Origin of the sequence: Protofrankia sp. CiP3, assembly GCF_917627345.1 — a bacterium.
In the GTDB taxonomy this organism is placed as follows: Bacteria; Actinomycetota; Actinomycetes; order Frankiales; family Frankiaceae; genus Protofrankia.
Map to the genome: position 1 here is coordinate 1 of NZ_CAKJTM010000196.1, position 4,366 is coordinate 4,366.

Annotated in this window: 4 protein-coding genes; all 4 read left to right on the forward strand. The window is 68.4% G+C overall.

Annotated elements, in window-relative coordinates; all coding sequences use genetic code 11:
- Positions 1-664: 664 nt before the first annotated feature.
- The 4 genes from MJ797_RS26055 to MJ797_RS26070 all read left to right on the forward strand — a co-directional run bounded on the left by MJ797_RS26055 (position 665) and on the right by MJ797_RS26070 (position 4,290).
- Entirely contained in the window at positions 665-1,540 is an 876-nt protein-coding gene (locus tag MJ797_RS26055) for a hypothetical protein (protein ID WP_239342276.1), read from the forward strand.
- A gap of 171 nt (positions 1,541-1,711) precedes the next feature.
- Complete coding sequence (locus MJ797_RS26060) at positions 1,712-2,668, forward strand: ABC transporter ATP-binding protein (RefSeq protein WP_239342278.1); 957 nt, start codon at positions 1,712-1,714, stop codon at positions 2,666-2,668.
- Positions 2,665-3,459 (forward strand): ABC transporter permease, encoded by a 795-nt coding sequence (locus MJ797_RS26065; RefSeq protein WP_239342280.1) that lies wholly within the window; start codon positions 2,665-2,667, stop codon positions 3,457-3,459. The genes MJ797_RS26060 and MJ797_RS26065 overlap by 4 nt, the downstream gene beginning before the upstream one ends.
- A gap of 12 nt (positions 3,460-3,471) precedes the next feature.
- Positions 3,472-4,290: a MerR family transcriptional regulator gene (locus tag MJ797_RS26070; RefSeq protein ID WP_239342282.1), complete on the forward strand. Its 819-nt coding sequence runs from the start codon at positions 3,472-3,474 to the stop codon at positions 4,288-4,290.
- Positions 4,291-4,366 lie beyond the last annotated feature (76 nt).

Sequence of the window (4,366 nt, forward strand, 5' to 3'; positions counted from 1 at the left end):
AGCTGGGATGACCCTGACATCGACAAAGATCCGTAAGATCGTCTGTCGTGCCAAAGGAATTTCATTTCCGTCATACCGGGCGAGACCAGACCAGATTAGCCTGGCAGCAACCCGACATGGACGGGGTTATGGCACTGACTTTCGGCACGCTGTTGAGTTCTCAAGGAGCAAGCGCACACCAGGCTACGCCTTTTCAGCGCCCGCCCGGAGCGGTTGTTGCAACTTACCGATGGAGTATCGCCGAGTCAAACAGCGCCGAGTTGGCCGGCAGTTGCCTGGCGAAGCACCCCGGGCGTCCCTGTTAAGGTGCCCGGACCGTGGATGGGGGCCACTGCGGCGTTTTGGCCGCGGTGTCTCCCGGCTTTCCGCCGGCAAGAGAAAACATACACGACGGAACGATGAAATTTCATGATCGCAAGCAGTTTGTAAAAATTTCTTTCCGTGCTCAAACAGCTACGCATAGACAGCGGATGAAGATCTGGCCAACCCAAGACGTCCGTTACCCGCCCACCGGCCTACCCGCGGCCCCCGGCGCTGACGCCCCCGAAGGCCGGACGGCACGAGGACCGTGCCCCAGCCGCCGACGAAGGATCAGGAGGAAACGGAGACGGACGGGGAACAAGCAAGGCGACAGCGTGACGGGATCAGGCAACGAGGGGAACGGGTGAAGACCATGCGAGCGGCCGCCCTGACATCTTTTCGCGAAGAGATCGAAGGAGTTGTCACGGCGGCCTCGTACGCGCCATCGATCCATGACACGCAGCCTTGGCACTGGCTGGTCGGGGACAGGCGCCTGGATCTGTTCGCGGATCCCTCGCGGCTCCTGGGCGCCGTCGACCCCGACGGCCGGCAACTGCTGATCAGCTGCGGCGCCGCCCTGTATTACACCCGGATCGCACTGCGCCTGCGCGGGTTCGTCCCGGCTGTCGTCGTTCTGCCGGGCGGGCCCGGCTATGGCGGCCTCCACCGGGATCTCGCCGGCAAGGAGCCGCTCGCGACCATCCGCGTCAACGAGGCCAGGCCGGCTGACTCCTGGGAGCGGTCGCTTGGCGCCGCGGCCTACCTGGGGCATGCGGGGCACGCGGGCCGCGGGCCGATCGAGCCCACAACCGACGTGACCGGGGCGCTGGCAGCGCTCCAGGATGCCGCCGGGCTCGAAGGTGCCTGGCTGGCCATGCTGGACGACACCGATGACGACGATCATCTCGCGACAGGCCCGACGCCGCTCCCGGCTGACAGGCGGGACGGCCAGCACGCCGTCGCGGTGCTCGGCACCGCCGCCGACCGTCCCATCGAGCGGATGACGGCGGGCCAGGCGCTCGCCCGAGTGCTGCTGACGGCCACCGTCATCGGCGCGCCCGCGTGCCCGATCGGGCACGCGGAGGACATCGACGCGATCCGCGTCACGCTGCGCGAGATCCTGCGCAGCACCGGTACCGTACAGATGGTCATTCGACTCGGCCCGCCGCCACCCGGCGGCGTCCTGGGCGAAGCGGCCCCGCGCCGGCCGCTTTCAGAGATCCTCACGATCGCGGACTGACGACTGCCTGTATCAACGGTGTGACGCTCGCGGCGAGCCGAACGGATAACCGGCGCCCCACCCGGAGCGGCACGAGGAAGGGCGACGGCGGATCTCGTCAAGCTGTCCAGAAGGGTTTCCTGAGGCAACCGGCTTGACCTTGACCCTACGTCAGGCTTCCAGCATGGCGATATGACCGCTACCAACCCCGCGATCGAGGTCGCCGGACTCACCAAGTCCTACGGCGAGCACGCCGTGCTGGACGGCGTCGACCTGACCGTCCCGCAAGGCACCGTCTACGCGCTCCTCGGGCCCAACGGCGCCGGTAAGACGACCATCGTCAACATCCTCTCCACCTTGCTGGCCCCCGGTGACGGCGAGATCCGCGTCGCAGGCTTCGACGTACGGCGCGAGCCCGCTGGAGTGCGTGCCGTGATCGGTGCCACCGGGCAGTTCTCGGCGATCGACACGCTGCTCACCGGCCGCGAGAACCTGCGGCTGATGGCCGACCTGACGCATCTGGACCGGGCGGCCGCGACGACCGCCGTGACCATGATGCTGACGCGTTTCGACCTTGCTGACGCGGCCGACCGGCGGGCACAGGCCTACTCGGGCGGCATGAAACGACGGCTGGATCTGGCGATGACACTCATCGCCCGGCCTCAAATAATCTTCCTTGACGAGCCGACGGCCGGTCTCGACCCGCGCAGCCGTCGCAACCTGTGGGCGATCGTGCGCGAGCAGGTCGCCGACGGCGTGACGGTGCTGCTGACGACGCAGTACCTCGAGGAGGCCGACCAGCTGGCCGACCGGATCGGCGTCCTCGACAACGGTCGCCTGGTCGCCGAGGGCACGGCCGCGGAACTGAAACGGCGGGTGCCCGGCGGATGCGTGTCGGTGCGGTTCACCGACACCGCGGGGCTGGCCGCCGCGGCGTCGGTGAACCCGCAGGCCAGCAGCGACACCGAGGCGCTCATCCTGCGACTGCCGGGCGACGGCAGCATCGCCGGGCTGCGCCGCCTGCTCGATACCCTCGACGACGATCGCGTCGCCGGCCTGACGGTCACCTCGGCCGACCTCGACGACGTGTTCCTCGCGCTCACCGGCCATGCGGCCGAAGCGCTCGCGGCCGAGGAGATCCCCGCATGAGCGGCACCTACACCGTCCGTGACTCGATGACGATGCTGCGGCGCGACCTGCGCCACATCCGCCGCTACCCCTCGCTGTCGATCATGCTGGTCGCGCAACCGATCCTGTTCCTGCTGCTGTTCGTGTACGTGTTCGGCGGGATCCTGGGTGCCGGCCTGCCGGGCCACGAGGGCGGCGGAAACCGCGGCGACTACCTCGCGTTCATCATGCCGGGCATCCTGTTCATGACCATCGCCAGCATCGCGCTCGGCACCGCGATCTCGACCGCGACCGACATGACCACCGGGATCATCGCCCGGTTCCGTACGATGAACATCGCCCGGCTGTCGGTGCTCACTGGTCACGTGCTGGGTGCTGTCATCAGGACCGGATGCGCCGTGGTGATCGTGACGGCGTTCGCCTTCCTCCTCGGGTTCCGCTCCGACGCCGGTCCGCTCGGCTGGCTCGCCGCGATCGGGCTGTTGATTCTCATCGCATTCGCGCTCACCTGGCTGACCGTCGGCATGGGCCTGGCCGCGGACAGCGTCGAGACGGCCAGCAACACCCCGCTGTTCCTGATGATCCTGCCGTTCGTCAGCAGCGGCTTCGTACCGACCGACGCGATGCCGGCCGGGCTGCGCCAGTTCGCGGAGCAGCAGCCGTTCACCCCGATGATCAATACCCTCCGCGCCCTCGTCACGGGCGCTCCGACGGGCTCCGACCGGTGGCTCGCGATCGGCTGGTGCATCCTGATCGCGCTGCTCGGCTACCTCTGGTCACGTCGGCTGTTCCTCCGCGTGCCCGCGACATAGGAGACTGGCGCGGTGCTCACGATCAGTCAGCTGGCGTCGTACGCCGGCGTCACCGTGCGCGCGGTGCGGCACTACCACGCCAAAGGTCTCCTGCCGGAGCCGGAGCGCGACCATTCCGGCTACCGGCGCTACGACGCCCATGCCGTCGTCGAACTCATCAGGATCCGCACTCTTGCCGAAGCCGGTGTGCCGCTCGCGCGCGTCCGCGAGCTGTTGGCCGCGGGCGAGCGGGAGTTCACCGCGGCCGTCGCGGACATCGACCGGCGCCTACGCGCGGAGATCAAGGAGCGGCAACGGCACCGCGCGCGGATCGCGCAGCTGGCAGCCGGGGACAGCCTGGCCCTGCCGCCGGAGGCGGTGGCATACCTCGACCGGCTGCGCGAACTCGGATTGCCGGACCTGATGATCGAGGGCGAGCGGGACGCCTGGATCCTGGTAGCCGCCCAGCTCCCGGAGCACGTGTCGTCCTATGTGAAGCTGAAGAAGCAGCAGCTCGACGACCCGGCAACGGTCGCACTCTACCGCGATTTCGCCGCGATGATCTACTGGGAGATGGACGACCCGCGGGTGGCGGCCGTGGCCGACCGGCTCGTCGCCTCTCTCGAAGCCGCCGAGGACGAGGGATGGGAGAGCCACAACCAGGAGATGACCGACGCGCTCGCGGATCTCCTCGACTCGGTCTTCCTCCACTCGGTGCCGATCGCCCGTCAGCTCATGGAGCGGCTCCACGAACGCGGCTGGCGCGGCTGGACCAAATTCGAGCGGATCAGCCCGACAGAGCGCGCCACCGGCAGGCCCATCGCCCACCGCGCACCATCCCAGCCAGGATGATCATCGTTGCGCTCCGGCGCCACAGCTCCCGCTTCGTCGACGTGGCGAAACGTGAGTAGCGGCATCCGGGGCGCCA

What these genes read in the sequence shown, in the direction of transcription:
- MJ797_RS26060 (WP_239342278.1), top strand. Translation starts at nt 1,712, where the DNA reads ATGACCGCTACCAACCCCGCGATCGAGGTCGCCGGACTCACCAAGTCC.
- MJ797_RS26065 (WP_239342280.1), top strand. Translation starts at nt 2,665, where the DNA reads ATGAGCGGCACCTACACCGTCCGTGACTCGATGACGATGCTGCGGCGC.